At 46.1% G+C, this 19,807-nt stretch carries 25 protein-coding genes; 14 read left to right on the top strand and 11 right to left on the bottom strand.

The genetic code is table 11. The features are described 5' to 3' along the window. Positions 1–65: 65 nt before the first annotated feature. The gene (locus C2757_RS03125) at positions 66–647 is read right to left on the bottom strand and encodes a hypothetical protein (RefSeq protein WP_251366781.1); all 582 of its coding nucleotides are present in this window, start codon (positions 645–647) and stop codon (positions 66–68) included. Positions 648–810: 163 nt separating this feature from the next. Between C2757_RS03125 and C2757_RS03120 the strand changes: the two genes are divergently transcribed. The 6 genes from C2757_RS03120 (at position 811) to selD (ending at position 5,932) form a co-directional block, all read left to right on the top strand. Then, positions 811–1,248, top strand: coding sequence for a GNAT family N-acetyltransferase (locus C2757_RS03120; protein WP_251366780.1), 438 nt, complete (start codon positions 811–813; stop codon positions 1,246–1,248). A gap of 16 nt (positions 1,249–1,264) precedes the next feature. Further along, positions 1,265–1,702 carry a YbgC/FadM family acyl-CoA thioesterase gene (locus C2757_RS03115; RefSeq protein ID WP_215376023.1) on the top strand — a complete coding sequence of 146 codons (438 nt, stop codon included), beginning with the start codon at positions 1,265–1,267 and terminating at the stop codon, positions 1,700–1,702. Positions 1,703–1,805: 103 nt separating this feature from the next. Beyond that, positions 1,806–3,071 (top strand): DEAD/DEAH box helicase, encoded by a 1,266-nt coding sequence (locus C2757_RS03110; protein ID WP_215376020.1) that lies wholly within the window; start codon positions 1,806–1,808, stop codon positions 3,069–3,071. Positions 3,072–3,149: 78 nt separating this feature from the next. Continuing rightward, positions 3,150–4,259: a transglutaminase family protein gene (locus C2757_RS03105; RefSeq protein WP_215376017.1), complete on the top strand. Its 1,110-nt coding sequence runs from the start codon at positions 3,150–3,152 to the stop codon at positions 4,257–4,259. A gap of 34 nt (positions 4,260–4,293) precedes the next feature. Beyond that, complete coding sequence (locus C2757_RS03100; protein WP_215376013.1) at positions 4,294–4,836, top strand: TlpA disulfide reductase family protein; 543 nt, start codon at positions 4,294–4,296, stop codon at positions 4,834–4,836. Positions 4,837–4,891: 55 nt separating this feature from the next. Next, complete coding sequence (gene selD, locus C2757_RS03095; RefSeq protein ID WP_371817029.1) at positions 4,892–5,932, top strand: selenide, water dikinase SelD; 1,041 nt, start codon at positions 4,892–4,894, stop codon at positions 5,930–5,932. A 14-nt stretch (positions 5,933–5,946) separates the two neighbouring features. On the opposite strand, the gene mmsB is transcribed toward selD, so the two are convergent. The 3 genes from mmsB to C2757_RS03080 form a co-directional block, all read right to left on the bottom strand. Continuing rightward, a complete protein-coding gene (mmsB, locus tag C2757_RS03090) occupies positions 5,947–6,831 on the bottom strand; it encodes a 3-hydroxyisobutyrate dehydrogenase (protein WP_215376008.1) in 885 nt (294 codons plus the stop codon). Between the two features lie 100 nt (positions 6,832–6,931). Next, positions 6,932–7,120: a hypothetical protein gene (locus tag C2757_RS03085; RefSeq protein WP_011903187.1), complete on the bottom strand. Its 189-nt coding sequence runs from the start codon at positions 7,118–7,120 to the stop codon at positions 6,932–6,934. A 209-nt stretch (positions 7,121–7,329) separates the two neighbouring features. Next, on the bottom strand, positions 7,330–8,379 hold the full coding sequence (locus C2757_RS03080) for a fumarylacetoacetate hydrolase family protein (protein WP_215376005.1): 1,050 nt from the start codon (positions 8,377–8,379) through the stop codon (positions 7,330–7,332). A 136-nt stretch (positions 8,380–8,515) separates the two neighbouring features. On the opposite strand from C2757_RS03080, the gene C2757_RS03075 reads away from it, so the two are divergent. Together C2757_RS03075 and C2757_RS03070 are read left to right on the top strand one after the other, a co-directional pair. Beyond that, on the top strand, positions 8,516–8,827 hold the full coding sequence (locus tag C2757_RS03075; protein WP_215376002.1) for a hypothetical protein: 312 nt from the start codon (positions 8,516–8,518) through the stop codon (positions 8,825–8,827). Then, positions 8,812–9,069, top strand: coding sequence for a TIGR02450 family Trp-rich protein (locus tag C2757_RS03070; protein WP_251366779.1), 258 nt, complete (start codon positions 8,812–8,814; stop codon positions 9,067–9,069). Before C2757_RS03075 ends, C2757_RS03070 begins: the two co-directional genes overlap by 16 nt. A gap of 51 nt (positions 9,070–9,120) precedes the next feature. Here the strand turns inward: C2757_RS03070 and C2757_RS03065 are convergent, their stop codons facing one another. Beyond that, entirely contained in the window at positions 9,121–9,663 is a 543-nt protein-coding gene (locus tag C2757_RS03065) for a hypothetical protein (protein WP_215375999.1), read from the bottom strand. Between the two features lie 104 nt (positions 9,664–9,767). On the opposite strand from C2757_RS03065, the gene C2757_RS03060 reads away from it, so the two are divergent. Then, positions 9,768–10,163 carry a group II truncated hemoglobin gene (locus C2757_RS03060; protein ID WP_215375996.1) on the top strand — a complete coding sequence of 132 codons (396 nt, stop codon included), beginning with the start codon at positions 9,768–9,770 and terminating at the stop codon, positions 10,161–10,163. A gap of 112 nt (positions 10,164–10,275) precedes the next feature. Next, positions 10,276–11,046, top strand: a complete 771-nt coding sequence (locus C2757_RS03055) for a TerC family protein (protein WP_215375993.1) — start codon at positions 10,276–10,278, stop codon at positions 11,044–11,046. A gap of 11 nt (positions 11,047–11,057) precedes the next feature. Here the strand turns inward: C2757_RS03055 and C2757_RS03050 are convergent, their stop codons facing one another. Genes C2757_RS03050 through C2757_RS03040 form a run of 3 tightly spaced genes read right to left on the bottom strand, consistent with a single transcriptional unit; the run spans position 11,058 to position 13,700 of the window. Beyond that, positions 11,058–12,275, bottom strand: coding sequence for an aminoacetone oxidase family FAD-binding enzyme (locus C2757_RS03050; protein ID WP_215375990.1), 1,218 nt, complete (start codon positions 12,273–12,275; stop codon positions 11,058–11,060). A 14-nt stretch (positions 12,276–12,289) separates the two neighbouring features. Then, positions 12,290–12,802 (bottom strand): ion channel, encoded by a 513-nt coding sequence (locus C2757_RS03045; protein WP_215375988.1) that lies wholly within the window; start codon positions 12,800–12,802, stop codon positions 12,290–12,292. 40 nt (positions 12,803–12,842) lie between these two features. Further along, positions 12,843–13,700, bottom strand: a complete 858-nt coding sequence (locus C2757_RS03040; protein WP_215375985.1) for an LOG family protein — start codon at positions 13,698–13,700, stop codon at positions 12,843–12,845. Positions 13,701–13,908: 208 nt separating this feature from the next. Here C2757_RS03040 and C2757_RS03035 point away from each other — a divergent pair, with 208 nt between their 5' ends. Genes C2757_RS03035 through C2757_RS03025 form a run of 3 tightly spaced genes read left to right on the top strand, consistent with a single transcriptional unit; the run spans position 13,909 to position 15,839 of the window. After that, the gene (locus C2757_RS03035; protein WP_215375983.1) at positions 13,909–14,112 is read left to right on the top strand and encodes a hypothetical protein; all 204 of its coding nucleotides are present in this window, start codon (positions 13,909–13,911) and stop codon (positions 14,110–14,112) included. Between the two features lie 58 nt (positions 14,113–14,170). Further along, positions 14,171–14,905, top strand: coding sequence for an ABC transporter substrate-binding protein (locus C2757_RS03030; RefSeq protein ID WP_371817028.1), 735 nt, complete (start codon positions 14,171–14,173; stop codon positions 14,903–14,905). A 43-nt stretch (positions 14,906–14,948) separates the two neighbouring features. Further along, a complete protein-coding gene (locus C2757_RS03025; protein ID WP_215375980.1) occupies positions 14,949–15,839 on the top strand; it encodes an NAD(P)H-hydrate dehydratase in 891 nt (296 codons plus the stop codon). Between the two features lie 108 nt (positions 15,840–15,947). On the opposite strand, the gene C2757_RS03020 is transcribed toward C2757_RS03025, so the two are convergent. The 3 genes from C2757_RS03020 to C2757_RS03010 all read right to left on the bottom strand — a co-directional run bounded on the left by C2757_RS03020 (position 15,948) and on the right by C2757_RS03010 (position 18,504). Then, positions 15,948–16,214 (bottom strand): protein tyrosine phosphatase, encoded by a 267-nt coding sequence (locus C2757_RS03020; RefSeq protein ID WP_215375978.1) that lies wholly within the window; start codon positions 16,212–16,214, stop codon positions 15,948–15,950. A gap of 109 nt (positions 16,215–16,323) precedes the next feature. Next, positions 16,324–17,472 carry an aminotransferase class V-fold PLP-dependent enzyme gene (locus C2757_RS03015; protein ID WP_215375975.1) on the bottom strand — a complete coding sequence of 383 codons (1,149 nt, stop codon included), beginning with the start codon at positions 17,470–17,472 and terminating at the stop codon, positions 16,324–16,326. 126 nt (positions 17,473–17,598) lie between these two features. Beyond that, positions 17,599–18,504, bottom strand: a complete 906-nt coding sequence (locus C2757_RS03010) for a DMT family transporter (protein ID WP_215375972.1) — start codon at positions 18,502–18,504, stop codon at positions 17,599–17,601. Positions 18,505–18,635: 131 nt separating this feature from the next. Here C2757_RS03010 and C2757_RS03005 point away from each other — a divergent pair, with 131 nt between their 5' ends. Beyond that, positions 18,636–19,781: an alpha-hydroxy acid oxidase gene (locus tag C2757_RS03005; protein ID WP_215375970.1), complete on the top strand. Its 1,146-nt coding sequence runs from the start codon at positions 18,636–18,638 to the stop codon at positions 19,779–19,781. The last annotated feature ends 26 nt before the right edge of the window (positions 19,782–19,807 follow it).

Genomic DNA, 19,807 nt, shown 5'->3' with positions numbered 1-19,807 from the left:
CCAAACAAAAAGCCCGCATTTGCGGGCTTTTTTACTGCTTTCTGGCTTAAACCAGTAGGCGTAGATTACTTCTTCGGTGTTACGAAACCAATTGCTGTGTCGTCAACAAACTCAACAATGACGTCATCACCCGCTTTAAATTTCTCAAGACCTAAAACAGCCTGATCCACTTTCACTTTTTGCTTCTCGCCACTTGGCAATGTGAAAGTCACGATACGGGTTTTTTGATCGATTGTTGAAATCTTTACAGTTGCATAAACAGTGTCAGTCACTTCTTCAAATGGCTTAGCAGAACCTTTGCCAGCTACTGATACAGAACGCACACCAGAAACACCTGGCTTAGCATCTTTACCTGCTGCAGTTAAACCAATTGCAATCGCTTGGGCATGCTCAACAACAAATACATCACCCTTTTTAACTTTATCCAAATCATTTACAGATTTAGCAACGTTCATTTGTACCAAATTACCGTTAGCATCTTTCAACACAACAATGCGCTTCTTTACATCAACAGAATCTACAGTAGCTGTCAGCACAGCAACTTCGGCTGCCAATGGCAACATTTTTGCAGGTAGCTGAGCAGATGCAGATGCTGCAAAAGCTAGGCCAGCGGCAACAAACAAACCAGCAAGTAATGATTTTTTCAAGATAACTCCTAAGCAATTAAAAGGGTTCAAACGGAGCCCAATAGGCACCTGATTTCATTGTAACCATGGAAACATGACTGCCTGTCATATTCCTACAAGCCCCTGATAAGCCCCTACGCTTTGGTACATTAGGGAAAAATCCCTATTTGGAGCATGGATCAAGGTGGAAATTGTTATTAAATCCTGGCAGCAAGCCTTTGAAGAGGCTTTCTCGATACGCAGGGAAGTGTTTATTGAGGAACAGGGTGTGCCCGAAGCCATGGAGATCGATGAATTTGACCCTCCGTCTCGGCATGCCTTAGCTTACGTAAATACCCTAGGTGTCGGCACTGCACGCTTAGTCAAAATAAATACTCATCAAGCCCAAATTGGTCGAATGGCAGTACTGATTGCCTTTCGGAAACAGGGCATTGGCACAGCATTATTAAGTAGCCTCATGGATTTAGCAAAAGCAGAAGGTCTGCAGACACTGTCATTACATGCTCAGGCATATGCGATACCCTTTTATGAAAAGCACGGGTTTGTTGCGGACGGTCCTGTCTATGATGAGGCCGGCATTCCCCATCGTAATATGATGCTCTTATTGCCACAGAATACTTAATCCGCCTTATCACCTGATGAATACTACCCACACACCTACTCCGTATATCCACCGCGTTTGCTATTCCGATACTGATGCTGCTGGATTTGTTTATCACGGCCGCTATCTTGAAATCTTTGAACGCAGTCGTGCGCAATGGTTGGCGCAGCGTGATCTGACCCCGACTATCCTCATTAATGAACATGGCATCTTGCTACCGGTGCGTGAACTGAGTATGCATTTTTATAAACCAGGTCGCCTTGATGATTTACTTTATATTGATCAAACGATTGAACATCGTGGGCGCTCTCAAGTTGTCGTTAAACAAAATGCCCAGCGAAAAGTTCTCAATGAAGGCGTCGAGGAGATGCAAGTCATTGCAAGCGCAACGCTACATATCGTTTGTGTAGACACGACCACCCTTAAGCCCAAAGCCTTACCTGACTGGCTCTTTTTGGTAGACCATACCCAATGACTTAAAATAGGGGCTCTTACTGCAAACGCTCTAGCGTGGCAGCTCACCCCATTGACCGGGATAGTCGTTTAATTGAATACGGGTCAATACTTTATTGGCCCTTATGTTATTTACAGATCTTGGTTTATCAGAACCCATTCTTCGCGCTATTGCAGAAGAAGGCTACACCAGCCCCACCCCAATTCAAGCGAAATCTATTCCTGCCGTTCTGCAAGGCGGCGATCTTTTAGCGGCTGCACAAACAGGTACTGGCAAAACTGCAGGCTTTACGCTACCGATTTTGCAACGCCTTAGCACTAGCAAATCAAACTCAGGCAAGCGTCTACTGCGCGTTCTCATTTTGACACCTACTCGCGAACTGGCGGCACAGGTTCAAGAATCAGTTGTTACCTACGGTAAGTACACGGGTCTTAAGTCCACAGTGATTTTTGGTGGTGTTGGTGCGAATCCCCAAATTAAAGCTATTGCTGCTGGCCTAGATATTTTGGTTGCTACACCGGGACGACTACTTGATTTGATGTCGCAAAAATGTGTCTCACTAAATGAGATTGAAATTCTTGTCTTAGACGAGGCAGATCGCATGCTGGATATGGGATTCTTGCGCGATATCAAAAAGATTCTGGCTGCGTTACCAAAGCAACGTCAGAACCTCTTGTTCTCTGCTACCTTTTCGACCGAGATCAAGGCACTAGCTGATGGCCTACTCAATTCCCCTGCTTTAATTGAGGTAGCGCGGAGCAACAGCACTAACGAAGCGATTGCACAGCTCATTCACCCAGTTGATAGAAGCAAAAAGCATCCCTTACTGGCGCACCTCATTAAAACGAATGATTGGAAGCAAGTTTTAGTATTTACACGCACCAAGCATGGCGCTAATAAGCTTGTCACCCAATTAGAAAAAGATGGCATCACGAGTATGGCCATCCATGGCAATAAGAGTCAAACAGCTCGCACTAAAGCGCTGGCAGATTTCAAGGCAGGAAAATTGACTGCTCTCGTGGCGACCGATATCGCTGCGCGCGGTATTGATATTGACCAATTACCCCATGTAGTGAACTATGACCTACCGAATGTATCAGAAGACTATGTCCACCGTATTGGACGCACTGGTCGTGCAGGATCCAATGGCGTTGCAGTTTCTTTAGTCTGTGTAGATGAGCATCAGATGCTACGAGATATTGAAAAGCTGATTAAGCAAAAACTGCCGCAAGAGATCATTGCGGGATTTGAGCCGGATCCAAATGCAGTAGCTCAGCCAATTCAGTTGCGCAGCCAACAACATCAACAATCGAGAAAGCCAAAAACGGCTGGTTCTGGTGCGGCGCCAGCCAAACGTAGCAGCCCACCTAAGCGAAGTTTTAATCGTTAATTCATGAGGCTATTCAGTAAAATAACAAAATATTGTTCTACTTTTTATATTGATCCAGACTACATTCAAAGAGACCAGATGACTATTACCCGTCGCTCCGCCATCAAAACCATTGCTGGTGCATTAGCTCTCCCAGCATTTAGCCCTATTTCAAGTGCATTAGCCCAATCTTCACTCGAGTGGACTACCTACGAAATCGTGACTGAAGTGAATTTACAGTCACCGGATGGCGCTGCGCAAACTTGGATTCCATTGCCATTGGTTTTAGATACCAACTACTTTAGAACCCTTGCTATCCGACCTGAAGCGAGTGACCCTAAGGCAATCAATCAAATTTATGAGACTCCGAATAAACAAGCTCGTATGCTCTGGACCAAATGGGATAAATCAGCTACCAACCACAGTGTCAAAGTTTCGATATTAGTGAGCACACGTAACCGCAATCTCGAATTATCCACTCCTAACCCTGCGTTGAAGTTGTCAAAAGAAGAGCAGCGTTTCTGGACTCGCCCCACTAAATACTTGCCGACTGATGGCATCGTAAAAGTAAAATCACAAGAGGCTCTTGCAAAAGCCCCCATGAATGCAACGGATGTAGAAAAAGCCAAAGCGATTTACAACTGGGTAGTGGATAACACCCATCGCGATCCCAAGACTCGTGGTTGCGGTCAAGGCGATGTCAAGCTCATGCTAGAAACAAATAATCTCGGTGGCAAATGCGCAGATATCAACGCAGTATTCGTTGCAATGGCCCGCTCTGCTGGAATTCCTGCACGCGATGTCTATGGCATCCGTATTGCTGACTCTGCTCGGGGCTACAAGAGCCTTGGTAAATCTGGAGAGATCACTAAAGCCCAGCATTGCCGCGCTGAGTTCTACGCTTCTGGCTATGGTTGGGTACCCGTTGATCCAGCAGACGTCCGTAAAGTGATTCTTGAAGAAACTGGCGGTCTTGCAGTGACTGATCCAAAAGTATTAGCGATTCGTGACTATCTCTTTGGTAATTGGGAAATGAATTGGATGGCCTACAACTACGATCATGACATTGCTCTACCAGGCTCTAAACTTGGCAGTAAAGGTGATATCCCCTTCTTAATGTACCCACAAGCTGAAAATATGGAAGGTCGTTTTGACTCTCTTGATCCAGATAACTTCCAGTACAAGATTACGAGTCGCCGAATTGGTTAATTGAATCAGTATTGGTTTAAATCGATTCAAGATCATGTCATTTAGAAAGACAGCCACCAATCTTCTTGTTGCACTGGCTTTTTCTTTGCCATTCTGCTTTCCTAGCAACGCTCATGCGCAATGGAGGTCAGCATCCACCGTGGGCTTGACACAGGCCCCTCCACTACAACTCAATAACCTGTCCGGCAAGCCGGTTGATATCAGCGCATTTAAAGGCAAAGTTGTCGTAGTGAATTTTTGGGCAAGCTGGTGCGAGCCATGTCGTGAAGAATTTGGGGAGCTCACGGAGCTACAAGAAAAATATGGGCCCAAGGGGCTCGTCGTCATAGCAGTGAATCTCGCAGAAATGAAACCACGCATCCTTCAGTTTTTAAAAGGGAATGGCATTTCAGAAAACGCTATGGAGATATTGCTTGATCGTAATAGCATTGCCTATAAAACTTGGAAAGCACGTGGGATCCCAACAACTTTCTTGGTGGGTAAAACAAGAAAAATAGAAGGTGTCTGGATTGGTGCAATTGAAGACGTTGATAGCAATGAAGTCAAAAGCAAAATCGATGCTCTTTTACGTCAATAACCCCTGTTCTCATCTCTTCTGATACCCTGCAACCATGAATACCTCCAGTAAAGCAATGGAACCTCGTCTTACCTCCTTATCCCATGGTGGTGGCTGCGGCTGCAAGATTGCTCCTGGCGTCCTTTCTGAAATCCTCAAGAATGTTCCGCAGCTGCCCTTCCCCAAGGAACTGCTGATTGGTATTGAAACTTCAGATGATGCGGCGGTGTATCAAATTAATGAATCTCAAGCGATTGTTGCAACTACCGATTTCTTCATGCCGATTGTGGATGACCCGTTTGATTTCGGAAAGATTGCCGCGACCAATGCCATCAGCGATATCTACGCCATGGGTGGCATCCCGCTATTTGCACTTGCCCTGGTGGGTATGCCCATTAAAGTCTTATCGAATCAAACGATTGCCCGAATTTTGGAGGGCGGCTCTGAAGCATGTCGCAGTGCTGGCATTCCGATTGCTGGTGGGCACACGATTGATTCCGTAGAGCCCATTTATGGTTTGGTAGCGATTGGTCTCGTCGATCCTAAGCGAGTAAAGAGTAATGCCAGCGCACAGCCTGGTGATGTCTTGATCTTAGGAAAACCGTTGGGCGTCGGAATTCTGTCTGCAGCCTTGAAAAAGGATTTGCTTGGCCCTGATGGTTATCGAGAGATGATTGCTAATACCACCAAACTCAATATTGCTGGGCCTGATTTAGCCAAGCTCGCTGGCGTACATGCGCTGACTGATGTCACAGGATTTGGTTTAGCCGGCCACACTCTAGAGTTAGCCAAAGGTTCTGGCTGTACTGCCCATATCGATTGGAGTCAGGTGCCCCTGCTTTCCAATGTTCAATCACTGGCTGACGATGGGATTATCACAGGTGCATCTGAGCGCAATTGGCAAAGCTATGGATCTCAAGTAGACCTCCCAGCAAGCTTTACTCCGGCACAACAGGCTTTACTGACTGATCCGCAAACTAGTGGTGGCTTACTCGTTTCTTGTAGCCCTGATAGCGTTCAAGCGGTACTCGAGATCTTCAATCACCATCACTTCTTGGGTGCACGCGTGATTGGGCAAATGGGCAAAGCCCAAGAGAAACCGCTCATCGTTTCCTAGAAATTCTCAAAAACTCAATTTACTTTTTTAAGATGAAAGACGCTCGAGAAATCGAGCTGTCCATTACCGGCTTTGCTGTGGGCTGCATACAATGCTTGAGCCAATTTCCCTAAAGGAATATTGGCATCGAGGGCATCAGCATTCTCAGCCGCAAGGCCTAAATCTTTGAGCATCAGATCGACCCCAAAGCCACCAGCATAGCCTTTTGAGGCAGGCGCATTTTCCATCACTCCAGGGCAAGGGTTGTAAAGCTCTAAAGCCCAATTACGGCCAGAGCTTTTAGCCATAATGTCAGACAACACTTTAGGGTCCATGCCATTAGCAATCCCTAAACGTAAGGCCTCACTAGTGCCAAGCATCTGAATCCCTAACAACATGTTGTTGCAGACCTTAACGGTCTGCCCTGCACCGCTAGCCCCCGCATGAAAAATATTCTTACCCATTGCCCCTAATAATGGGCGGGCTCGCTCTACAGCTTTTGCATCACCGCCCACGATAAAGGTCAAGGTGCCAGCTTGCGCACCTGCAGTTCCTCCAGAGACAGGTGCATCGATCATGGCAAAACCTGCTGCCCTTGCTTTTGCAGCGACTGCTTGCGCAACTTTTGGAGAGATAGTTGAGCAATCAATAAGTAGGGTATTGGAATTGGTGCTCGCTAGCAAACCTGTCTGGCCAAGATACAAACCCTCCACATGCTTTGAGGCCGGCAGCATACTAATGAGCACCTCGACATCTTTTGCCGCAGTAGCTGCATCAGGGGCTACCAGTCCACCAGCAGCAGCAAAGGCATCCAATTGGGTTTTTACTAAGTCAAATCCCAAGACTTGATGTCCCGCCTTCAATAAATTGAGGGCCATTGGTAAACCCATATTGCCTAAACCAATAAATCCGATTTTCATAACTTGACTATTCGTGTCTGTTGATTCATTTATAAAGAGATTAAAAAGAAAAAAGCCTAGCTCGTGAAAGCTAGGCTTGCGAATCTATTTTTTGTAAGAATTACTTCTTCGCTTCCATTGCTTCTTTAGTTGCAGTAATTTCTTTACGACGCTCTTTACATGCACCAGCAATCTCTTGCAAAGCCTTGCGAGCACGTGCAGCAGATGCCTTAATACCTTTTTCAATGAATTTTTCGTTTTCAGCTTTGTATGCTTCAAAAGCAGCCAACAATGTATCGTGTTGTGACATCTCGTCTCCCAATAATCGTATAAATATTTAAACTAACAACGGAGTCAGTATATCCCCATAAAAACACCAGAAAATGCACTATTTCATCAGGGATAACGCTTAAATTGGGGTGTAAATCGGCAAATAAATCCCAAAAACTACTGGTTTATCTTTTGCTGCTTTGCCACAAAAAACTGGGCTGCTATTAGCAGCCCACCCTAATTTTTTGCTTAAGCAATCTTGTTGCGAATAATGCCGACACCTGTAATTTCCGTTTCCACCATGTCGCCTGGCTTTAAAAACTCTGGAGGCTTTCTGCTGTAGCCGACACCTGATGGTGTTCCTGTAGCAATAATGTCGCCTGGTAATAATGTCAAACCACGTGATAGCTCGGCAATAATCGCGGGGATCTTGAAGTACATCTGCTTATAACTAGCATTCTGTTTTTCAACGCCGTTCACTCGACAGATGATGCGAGTGTCTTGCAAGTTCACTCCGCCAGCCGTCACTACCCACGGACCCATCGGACCATGCCCATCCAAACTCTTACCTTTGAACCATTGACCTGACTGGCGCTTTTGCTGAATATCGCGTGCAGTCGTGTCGTTATAGGCTGTGTAACCATACACGTAATCCATAGCGTTTTCTTCGGAGATATTCTTGCCCTTTTTACCAATCACGACAGCAAGCTCGGCCTCCCAGTCAATCATGGTTGAGATGCCAGCATCATAAGGAATGGGATCAAACGGACCATTCATGGTTTGCGTGCCTTTAGTAAAGAGCACGGGCACCTTTGGATACTCTTTCACTGTCTTGTCTTCGCGGTTTTGTAGGCCTTCTTCAAAATGGTCAAGATAGTTCCAGCCCACACAATAAATATTGCTCTGTGGCTTCGGGATGGGTGACAACAAGATGACTTGATTCACATTGGCAAGATTGGCGCTGCGGTTTTTAAAGATTGCAGCTAATTCCACCAAACCACGATTACCAGAAGCCGCTAAGGAAATCATCGAGGTGGGGTCAAATGACAGTTCCATTTTTTGACGAGCGGCTTCTGCAGGAATATCCACCACAAAACCATCATTGGTCACCAAGCCTAAACGAGAAGTGGCCCCCATTTTTGGTAGATAGTTGGCGATTCGTAATCCGGCTTTGCCAGTCATTGGCTCGACCACAATTTTTTGTTGATCGCCAGGGGCGGCCATCACATTTGAAATAAACATACTGCTCACAGCAGCTGATGCACCTAACTTCAGAGCATCTCTCCGATTTGTATCCACAGCGTCTCCTTTAAAGAATCTTGATTTCTAATTTTTATGCGTTGTTTAGGCAAACAATCTGTCATAAATAGTAATACCAAATTCAAAATGGGGATGAAGTTCTGCAGAATCGGTCAATTTTGACTATGCTTGACCCATGATCCAGCCTGCCTTACAACTCACTCGCCTCACCCTGCTTGCCGTCAGCCTCGCCCTGACGGCCTGTGAACGTGAGTCCTATTCGACCTGGTCCTGTCACTCGGCGACTGAGGTAAAGGCTACGATGATTCTGCGGAAAGCAGTAATGGAATTTCAAGATCTGAAATTGGATTATTGCGGCAGTCTGGGTAATCAAAGCTACTTTGATGTGCGATGCCCTGGAGTCATTCAAGAATCTAATACGACCTTTGCCCCTGCATCAGGCTCATTGGTAAATCAAGGTCAACAATATCAATGCACTGCCCTGTGATTGAGAATCCATCCGCTTCGATGAATCCGCTGAGCCCTAAAAAATTACTACTCACTAAATGGACCGCAGTCAAACCTATTGCCAAGCAAAAACATTTTTTAGTCAGCAAGGTGATTCTGCCGGAGCCTTCAAATGAAAAGATTGAGTGGGTCGAGATAGAAGCAGTCATGACAAAAAAAGTTACTCGAATTGCGTGGCGGGATCTGACGAACAGCTCGCTTTGGATTCAGGGCTGGAAATAAAAAACCGCCTCAAACTCTGAGGCGGTTTTGGTTTGGCGCTGCTCTGAGGAATTATTCGTCAGCGGACTTAGCGCCTGATTTCTTAGGGCCCGAAGACTTCTTCACTAATTCATCAATATTCTTTTCGGCAGCATCTGCTACTTCATTCACAATACGACGCCCTTCTTTGAACATATTCTGACCAGTAGTCGACATTTCATTCACGACCTTAGAAAGTTTTTCTGCATGAGCAGGCATCTTATTTTCTGCATCCTCAAGCCATGTCACCAAGGAAGCGCGTACTTTCTCAAGCTGCTTCTCAGTTTCATCAGCGGCACCCTCACCCAACTCTTTGAGTACTGATTTCACTTTCTTTTGATACATCGCTGCACGTTTAGCAGCTTCTTTTGCAGCATCAGCTTGCAAGTCTTTCAACTTTGCAAGATCATTTTTAGCAGCAGACTTTGCACTCTCTAAGGCATTCTTCATACCCCACTCCATCTCAGCAATATGGTGCTCGCTGAGTTTTTTCGCTGCTTCTAGCAAGGTATGGGAATAATCAAATAGCTCTTTGGCTTTTTCGCGTTGCCATTTCTGTAATTCTTTTGCATCCATTTTTAGCTCCTATCCAGTAGGTGTTAATCAAATCCTTCACATCCACTCTATACCGAAATAGCTAAACTGCCAATTCCCCTCATTTCCAGCATTAAAATCCACTGATGAGTGAAAAACAGACCCAGAGTATCTATGAGGCTATTGGTGGGATCGACAAGGTCGACGAGCTGGTGGACCGCTTCTATGATTTGATGGCTCTGGAGTCCAGTTTTACCGATCTTAGAGCCATGCATCCCCAAGATCTTTCCAACTCTCGGGAGAAGCTCAAATTCTTTCTGACTGGCTGGATGGGAGGTCCGGACATCTATTCACCTAAATATGGGCACCCGATGCTGCGGGCAAGACACCTCCCCTTCAAAATTGGCCTCAAAGAGCGCAATCAATGGCTCGCCTGTATGTACCAAGCACTAGAGGACTGCGGCATTGTAGGAAATGTGGCCAAGCAGCTAGAAGAGTCTTTTTTTAATACAGCCGACTGGATGAGAAATCAGCCTAACTGATCTCGTACTCGCTATTACCCTCAGTATTTCTGCGGGCATCTGCAGCCCCATGAATAGTTCGCCGCACTTCGATACACTTCTCTAGAACCCACTTTAAGAAAATATCATCGATATGGAAAGTTTTATAGTACTCCTGAGTGATCCCCACGCTTGGATAGCATTTTTAACACTTTCAGCTCTAGAAATTATTCTAGGGATCGATAACATCATTTTTATTAGCGTCATTGCGAACCGATTACCAATTGAGATTCGTGAACGAGTGCGGCGCTTTGGTCTAATGTTCGCTTTGGTGACTCGCATCTTGCTGCTCTTGAGTCTGTCTAGGGTCATGAGCCTAACTAACCCCCTATTTACCATTACAGATCATGCCATTAGTGGCAGAGATTTGATCCTACTATTAGGTGGCTTCTTCTTAATTTGGAAAGCCTCTAAGGAAATTTATAGTGAAGTAGAAATTGGTGGACACGATGAAGCTGGCAGCGTCTCAGGAGTCAACGCTAATAAATCGATGTTCGCCCTCTTCCTGGGCTCTGTCGTGCAAATCGGCTTACTCGATATCATCTTCTCGCTCGATAGCGTGATTACTGCAGTTGGAATGGTCGATCACATCAGCATCATGATTGCAGCAGTGTTGGCTTCCGTACTCATGATGTTGATTGCTGCCAAACCCATCGGCGACTTTGTGCACCATCACCCCTCAATCAAGGTTTTGGCACTTTCCTTTTTAACGGTAGTTGGCGTTGTGTTGATTGCTGAGGGTATGGGTGTGCATATTCCGAAAGGCTACGTCTATGTGGCCATGGCTTTCTCATTATTTGTCGAGTTACTCAATATCCGCTCTCGTGAAAAGAAGAAGCAAAAAAAGCTGCAAAAACTCGATTAAGGATTATTAGCTTAGAGTGCCTGCGCGCAAGCAAAACCGCTGGCCCAGGCCCACTGGAAGTTGTGACCTCCTAAATGGCCTGTGACATCGACACATTCACCGATAAAGAATAGACCTGTATGTTGGCGTGACATCATCGTTTGACCATCCAGATCTTTAGTGTCTACACCACCCAACATTACCTCGGCCTTTTTCCAACCTAAAGTACCTGCAGGTTTTACAGACCAGTTGGTTAATAACTCTTTCAGGGCTTGACGATCTTTTTTCGATACCTCAGCCCACTTACGTCCCAATAGATTTTTCTGTTCTGCAAACGCTTTAGCTAAGCGTTGCGGCAAGACAGAAGCAAGAATCGTCTCGGTGAGCTTAGTACGATTGTCCTCATCAGCAAAGAGTGCATCGCAATTGAATCCACCTGCCACCTCTATGGCTCCTAGCCAATCAATATGAATGGGCTCACCCTCTACCCAATAACTACTTGCTTGCAAAACAGCGGGGCCAGATAAGCCTTTGTGGGTTAGCAATACATCTTCATTGAAGCGACAAGCTCCATAACGGTGGCCCTTGGATCCTGAAGCAATTCTGACGGGAAGGCTAAGGCCAGCTAAGTCATAGAGATCCCCAAAGGTATCTGCAGTAAAAGATAGTGGTACTAATGCGGGCCTTGGATCAACTACCGATAATCCAAATTGCTTGGCAATATCCAATGAATATGCGGTAGCGCCAATCGCCGGAACAGGTAAGCCGCCTGTTGCCATCACCACGGACTTGGTTTTTTCAGAGCCTGCATTGGTTTGCACCAACCAATGCTCTTGATCTTGTGCAATGGATTCAATCACCACTGGGTTACGAATGGTGACCCTTCCTTTAGCGCATTCTGCCATGAGTAAATCAATAATCTGCTTAGCAGAATCATCGCAAAACAATTGCCCCTGGTGCTTCTCGTGATAGTTGATCCCATAGCTACTGACAAGCTTAATAAATTCTTTTGAAGGATATCGAGCTAGAGCGCTTTTAACGAAATGGGGATTCAAAGAGAGAAAGTTTGTAGGGCTGCTGTGCAAGTTTGTGAAATTGCAACGTCCTCCTCCGCTAATGCGGATTTTTTCACCCAGTATTTCAGCATGGTCCAAGACTAGAACCTGCTTGCCTAGCTGGCCTGCCACACCAGCGCAGAATAAGCCAGCGGCACCGCCACCAATAATGATGGCATCCCATATCTTACTCATGTCTGACTCATCACTTACTTAAATCGATCAATAATTTCAGAAGCAATATTGAGTTTTTCCATATGACTCTTGGTGTAGGCCTGACGGAAATTTTTGGTCATGGAAATCATTACTGATGCAGTCCATGCAAACGCAAACATGCCTGAGAAAGCGATGATGACTGCTAACATCTTCCAGCCATCGGGCAAAATATCCTCCATAAAGCCCATCGCGGTATAAGTACTACCGCTAAATAGAATGCTTTGGCCAAGATTGGGTAGTAAATTCAGTGCGTAAATAGAAATTCCCCAAAGAATAATCTCAGTGATGTGCATCAGAAACAAGCCAAAGATACTCACATAGAAGCACAGTGTTACTTCAGAGTATTTCTTTTCCGCTAAATAGAGAAACGTTTTTACTTCATAGCGCTTACTGATTTGCAGCAATACGATGCCATGAAACACCATGATCAATAACAGTATGGCGGTACCGACCGCATAACTGGGCAGATCTAGAGAGTTGGAAATACTGGAGCTTGTGGGATTCATATCAGTCTTTTGCCCATTTTACAACTGCCTGGTCCCCAGCCTAGTTCAATTGATAGTGATTTTGGATAATGCTCCAAGCTTCTTCTGCGGTCTCTGCAAAATGAATCACTTGCATATCTAACTCATCGATCACGCCAAACTCCACCATCTGATCAAACTTCACCATCCCGGTCCAAAACTCCCTACCCACCAGAATGACTGGGAAGCGCACCACCTTTTTGGTCTGCATTAAGGTGAGGACCTCAAAAAGTTCGTCAAATGAGCCAAAGCCACCTGGAAAGGCAACAATTGCCCGTGCCCGTAACATGAAATGCATTTTGCGCAATGCAAAGTAATGAAAACGAAAGTTCAGTCCGGGGCTAATGTAAGGATTGGGATGCTGCTCACGAGGCAGGCTGATATTGAAACCAATGGTTTTATCCCCTGCTTCAAACGCGCCCCGATTGGCAGCCTCCATCACCCCGGGGCCGCCACCAGTGCAAATATGCAACTTGTTTGACTCTAACTCTTGTGTAGCGTTATATCGAGCAACTAGACCACCAAACTCTCGGGCGGATTCATAATAGTGACTGTGAAGCAAGGCTTGCTTAGCGATCTCTTGCTCTTCAAGAGTCTTCGCGCCCTTCTCCATTTCGAGGGCTTTGTCACGACTAACAAAACGGGTAGAGCCAAACACTGTGATGGTGTGATCGATGCCGTGTTCGTGCAATAAAATTTCCGGCTTTAAGAGCTCGAGCTCAAAACGAATGCCAATAGTTTCTCGGCGCGCTAAAAATGCTTCGTCATCAAACGCAAACTTAGAGGATTCTTCAGAAGTTTCTTCAGAGAGTTCATGCGGCGCAAGCGTCAAGAAGTCGCTAATGGTCTGCGCGTTATTCATGGGCAGCTTTGGGCTCATTTCATTACTTTCAAGATCGGCGTTAACCCATCTTACCCTTTGGATTTGACGCTAATGGGTCAGTGATTTAACCCCAATATGAGCAGCAAAAATTAGTGTTTATACCTAATGGATCTCTAATAACAAGGACTTAGGGCTTTATGGGATTTACCCATTGTCTTGCTAGGGTTAAGATAGCCTCAATTTCAACCAAACCGAAGGAAAAGCAATGAGCAACCGTTCAATCATCATCATGGTACTGGTATTAGTTGGTGCCACAGCCTATTTACTCCTCAAAGGCGACGGTAACGTTGATATGGGCGGCGAGAAGCATGGCGCAGAGGCAACCCATGTTGAAGAAGCGAAGAAAGATGCACCTGCAGCTGCTCCTGCTGCTCCAACTGCAGCTCCTGCAGCCGACGCTAAGAAATAATTTTCCTAGGCACACTGAAACCGCGGTCCGCCGCGGTTTTTTTTATCACATTCTCACTATGTCAATGATGAACTCTAGCGCCCTCAAATCTTTTGCTCCTAGCGGCACACTGCGTGTTGGTATCAATCTCGGAAATCCATTGCTAGCCAATGAAGACGCCGCCGGTAAATTGAGTGGCGTGACGATTGATATTGCCAATGAGATTGCGCAACGCATCAAGCTGCCCTTACAACTGATTCCATTTAAGACTGCGGGTGCAACCGTCGATGGTATTAAAAGTGGCGATATTGATTTAGTGTTTGTGGCAATTGATCCTGTCAGGGGTGCGGATATTAGCTATACCCCAGCCTATATTCAGATTGAGGGTGCTTATATGGTGAAAGTCTCTTCCCCCTTGCAAAGTAACGATCAGGTAGATGTGGCCGGTAGCGAAATCGTTGTGGGTAAAGGGAGTGCTTACGATCTTTACCTCACCCGAGAAATTCAACATGCCAGACTATTCAGAGCGGTTAGCTCACAAGCTGTAGTGGATGATTTCATGTCAGGCATAGGCAATGTTGCTGCTGGTGTCAAACAACAATTAGAAAGTGATGCTAAACGTTACGATGGCTTACGCATGCTTCCTGGGCGCTTTATGGTGATCAATCAAGCAATTGGCATTCCAAAAGCCAGGCTAGGTTTTGAAGATATAACAGCATATTTAAGCGAACTGATTGCCGAGCTCAAGCAGTCAGGATTTGTGTCGGAAGCGATGCAACATCACCATATTCAAGGCGCTAAAGTGGCAGACTAAGCCTTGTATTTCCAGACGACGTAATCAGAGCGATACTAGAAGAATGAGTCTGCAAAGTAATCCACTTAATACGCTGTCATTAGCCAAAAATTTAAGGCGCCTTCCAGCCGAACATAAAGGCAATGCCGGTAAAGCCCTGCTCATTGGGGGAGCACCCGGAATGGCGGGCGCCCTTTTGCTTGCAGGTAATGCATGCCTGCATTTAGGTGCAGGTTGGACTATTCTCGAAATGCTCGATCCAGCCTCTGCTCACGCAATGATGAATTCTCCTGAGCTGATGATTCAGTTAGCAAACCCCGAACCTCAAGCGGCTCTGGTAAACCTTCAGCCAGACCTCATTGCAATTGGTCCTGGACTTGGAACATCTGTACAAGCATCGGAGTGGTTAAAAGCCACGCTGGCTTACCCCAAGATCCCTTTAGTCATTGATGCTGATGCCATTAATCTCATTGCTCAGTCTCCTGAGCTCTTGAATGCACTTCAAGCGCGCAATCAAATGTTCCCAGGCCAATCTGTACTGACGCCACACCCTGGGGAAGCAGCTAAGCTTCTCCATTGCACTGCTGAAATTATTCAGATTGATCGCCTGAGTGCTTTGGAAAAATTACTGTCTCTCACGCAGTCCATCATTGTCTTAAAGGGTCAACACACTTTGATAGCCTCCCCTGGCCACTCCTTCCAGGAGTGCCAGGCAGGCAACCCTGGCATGGGAACTGGTGGCATGGGAGATGCCCTGACTGGAACTATTGCAGCAATTGCGGTTCAAGGGGTTCGGCATCAACTCAATCTATCGCAATCTACTGAGCTCGCTGTTCAACTTCATGCCACAGCTGCTGATAGTCTGGTTGCCAAAGGTATTGGCCCGTTGGGCTTAACACCCTCTGAAACGATTTTAGAAATGCGTCGTTTACTCAACCAATGGGCGCAAGAGTAGCTACAAATCAAATACAGTAGTAACTAAAGAAAAAGTCATCAACCCCAAATAAGATTGATGACTCTGGTGAAACTACTGCCCCAAAGAGTTGAGGCTTAAAAACGAGAATTACTGTGCGGCTGGCTCTGCAGCAGCCTTAGCTTTTTTCTTAGACTTCTTCTTGGCTTTTTTCTCAGCTTTCTTTTCTTTCTTGGCTTTTTTCGCAGCCTTCTTCTCGGCAGCTTTGCTCATCGGTGCTTCAGCAGGAGCAGCGGCCGGGGCAGCCATTGGAGCTGGTGCTGGCGCAGGATCAGCAGCCATCACTGAAATTGGGGAAACACCAATCGCAGCAGCAATTAGGGTGGCCAAGCTAAAACGAGCAATACGAGAAATCATATGATTCTCCAAGAGGGTTTGTACATGCTTCAATAATACCCAAAAATTTGTCAAAAAGGCCAAAAGAAAAAGGCCATCAAAGATGGCCCTTATTCCCGTAGTGAAGTACTTACGCAGGTTGGGCTTCAGCCTCAGTAATTTTCTCTAGTGCCCCAGCCAAATGACCCACGGTACGATCGACATGGGCCAACTTCTCTAGCCCAAATAGACCAATACGGAAGGTGCGGAAGTCCGGTCTTTCGTCGCACTGCAGAGGTACGCCGGCAGCAGTTTGCAAACCGAGGGCAATGAACTTTTTACCAGATTGAATATCGGGGTCCTTGGTATAACTCACCACAACACAAGGGGCCTGGAATCCTGCAGCAGCCACAGAGTGAAAACCTTTGGATACCAAGAGCTCACGAACCTTTAAGCCTAGCTCAACTTGCTTGGCTTTCAATGCAGCAAAGCCCAATGCTTGGGTTTCTTTCATCACATTGCGCAAGATCTTCAGTGCATCTGTCGCCATAGTGGTGTGATACACATGGCCACCCTTTTCATAAGCTTCCATAATCTGCAACCACTTCTTGAGATCCATAGAGAAGCTACTGCTTTGTGTGCTTTCAATTTTCTCACGCGCTCTATCACCTAAAGCAATCAATGCGCAGCATGGTGAACTACTCCAACCTTTTTGGGGTGCAGTAATCAAGACATCAACATTGCAGGCCTTCATGTCCACCCACATGGCACCGGAAGCGATGCAATCCAAAACAAATAAGCCGCCAACGGAACGAACTGCCTCGCCGACTGCCTTGAGGTAATCATCAGGCAGGATGATGCCTGCAGAGGTTTCCACATGCGGCGCAAATACTACTGCTGGCTTTTCTTTTTGAATAAAGGCGATTACCTCTTCAATTGGGGCCGGAGCAAATACACCTTGAGTAGCTGCCTCTAATTGACGACCTTTAATGACTGTGACATCACTGGTGATATTGGCTAAGTCAAAAATTTGGGTCCAACGATAGCTAAACCAACCATTGCGTAGGACTAAGCATTTTTCATTGTTAGCAAATTGACGAGCAACAGCTTCCATGCCAAAAGTACCGCTACCGGGAACAATCACTGCAGAGCTGGCGTTATAGGCATCTTTCAGGACGCTGGAAATATCGACCATTACACGCTTGAACTCTTCAGACATGTGATTTAAGGAGCGATCGGTATAAACAACCGAGAACTCTAATAAACCGTCTGGATCAACGTTGGGGAGTAAACCTGGCATAGTAATTTCCTAGGGATTTCTGTGATTAGCCCTAAATGATAACGATTTGGCACGTTTTTTGGGCAATCTGCTCAAAACCCTGTGTCCAATGTCTATTTAGACCCCTTTCTGGGCCTTTTCCCAGAATTACTGCTTCCTGGCGGAAATCACAATCCCGCCTACGATCAAAGCAAATGCCGCACCATGAAATAACTGCGGGGGCTCTCCCAGCATGGCAGCCGACAAAATTGCCGTAAACAAAGGGATGAAGTTGGCAAAGAAAGCAGCAACCGTAGGCCCTGCTCCATTGACACCCAATCCCCAGCAGCGATATGCAATCAGTGATGGGCCTACCGCAACAAACAGAATTAAGGAGGCTGTCCAGAGATTCAAATGCAAATACGCATCGCCAGCAGCAATCTCAAAGCCATCAAAAAATCCCGTCCACAACAAACCGACAAAAACTTGTGCCATTAAAAATTGAGCCCACGGCCATTGGCGCTCGGTACTGGTTCCGGGACGACTTAACATCCAACTGTAGAAGGCCCACAAGATGGTGGCCAACATGATTAAGAGATCCCCAGCAACCATCTGCATCGAGAGTAAGGTGCTTAATTCACCTCTAGTTAAAACAATTGCTACTCCCAATAAAGAAACTACTGCTCCCAGCAACTGCAACGCACTAGGTTTGGTTTGATAAAAAACCGCGCCGATAAATAACATCCAAATCGGCATACTGGCACCAATCAAAGTCACATTGATTGCGGTAGAAGTTTCTAGGGCGAGATATAAGAGAACGTTATAGCTTCCAACACCAAATAGGCCTAACAGTAAAAACCGTTTCTTGTTTTGCCATAAAGCACTTTGGGGAGCAAAAACACGCCAACCCAGAGGCAATAACAGTAATGCAGCTAAACCCCAGCGAACCGCACTCAAAGTCACCGGGGAAACTGCAGCGCTAGAGACCAAAATTCGTCCCGCAATCGCATTACCAGCCCATAGGGCGGTGGCAATCAATAAATTGGAGATAGTGGCAAGGTTCAGTTGGTGCATTCAGGAGGTGGGGCTGGGGTCCCAATTACGGGACAATCTCACATTGTAGAAACAAATCGTAGGTATTGCTAAGATAGAGCTTAACTTAGCAAAAAGCGTCAAATCAAAAGCAATTATTAGAAGGGTAGCTAGTGGCAATCATTACCAATATCGAAGATTTAAGAGTGCTCCACCAAAAGCGCACCCCAAAGATGTTCTACGACTATGCAGACTCTGGCTCTTGGACTGAGTCAACCTATCGGGCAAATGAGTCTGATTTTCAAAAGATTAAATTACGTCAACGCGTTGCTGTAGATATGACTAACCGCACGACCAAAACTACCATGGTCGGCCAAGAAGTCACGATGCCAGTAGCTCTTGCACCAACTGGTCTTACGGGGATGCAACACGCCGATGGTGAAATATTGGCAGCCAAAGCCGCGGAAAAATTCGGCGTGCCTTTCTGCCTATCAACGATGAGTATCTGCTCTATTGAAGATGTGGCAGAACGGACAACTAAGCCTTTTTGGTTTCAGCTTTATGTCATGAAAGATCGTGGCTTTATTGAGCGTCTCATTGAGCGCGCTAAGGCTGCCAAGTGCTCTGCTCTGGTACTGACACTAGACTTACAAATACTAGGTCAGCGCCATAAAGACCTTAAGAACGGCCTGAGCGCACCACCCAAACTGACTATCGCCAATATGATCAATATGGCTACAAAGCCACGTTGGTGCTTGGGGATGGCTATGACACCACGCAGAACCTTCCGCAATATTGTTGGTCACGCGACCGGGGTAGGAAACATGTCCTCCCTCTCCTCCTGGACAGCCGAACAATTTGATCCAGGCCTCAATTGGGGCGATGTGGAGTGGATTAAGAAACTCTGGGGCGGCAAGCTCATTATTAAAGGCATTTTGGACGAAGAGGATGCTCGTCTCGCAGCAAACTCCGGTGCTGATGCCCTGATTGTTTCAAACCACGGCGGTCGTCAATTAGATGGCGCTATTTCTAGTATTGCAGCACTCCCAGGTATCGTGGATGCCGTGGGTAAAGATATTGAAGTGTGGATGGATGGCGGGATTCGTTCTGGCCAGGATGTTCTCAAAGCTTGGGCATTAGGCGCACGCGGTACGATGATTGGCCGTCCATTCTTATATGGCTTAGGTGCAATGGGTGAAGCAGGCGTTACCAAATGCTTAGAGATCATCCAAAATGAATTGGATATCACCATGGCTTTTACTGGTCATCGCGATATTCAAAACGTGACTAAAGATATTTTGTATCCTGGAACCTTTTAAATTTTTAATCTCTTAAATCACCCGCT

Source organism: Polynucleobacter sp. MWH-Svant-W18, from assembly GCF_018687495.1.
GTDB lineage: Bacteria > Pseudomonadota > Gammaproteobacteria > Burkholderiales > Burkholderiaceae > Polynucleobacter.
This window is presented reverse-complemented; position numbering and strand designations above follow the sequence as displayed.